The 394-nt window shown below is 55.1% G+C and carries 1 pseudogene; it reads right to left on the minus strand.

Annotated elements, in window-relative coordinates:
• Positions 1 to 290 precede the first annotated feature (290 nt).
• Positions 291 to 394: pseudogene (locus tag EJV47_RS29205) on the minus strand (IS982 family transposase); the annotation flags it as partial.

Consider the following 394-nt stretch of genomic DNA (forward strand, 5'->3'; position numbering starts at 1 on the left):
GGTCGAGGCCGAAGCCCCGCATTTAGGGATGGTAGGTGACTCCGCTTCCTTGGCTGGCTACCCAGAAGATAGGGCAGTGCAATCATACAAGGGGTGGTTGAAAAATTAGAGTTAGAAATTACTATCCGTCATCAGCACGCCAGAAGTCTCGGCAAGCTCAACATGACGGCCTCTTACGGCTGTGCAACGACCGATCAACCACCCCTAGCCCCTCCTCATCTGAGGAGGGGAACTAACTTCTCGTCTTAGCGCCAGGCCAAGCAATATTCCTAGCTTACCCAAGTTGCGGGTTACAGTCCGAAGCGGTCGATTGCGTGTACAAAGACGAAGAGGCCGATTTTAAGGGCGAAGCCGGCGGCCGTGGTGGCGTGGATCTTCTTGGGGAAGCGCTCAG

The organism is Hymenobacter gummosus (assembly GCF_003970915.1).
GTDB classification, from domain to species: Bacteria; Bacteroidota; Bacteroidia; order Cytophagales; family Hymenobacteraceae; genus Solirubrum; species Solirubrum gummosum.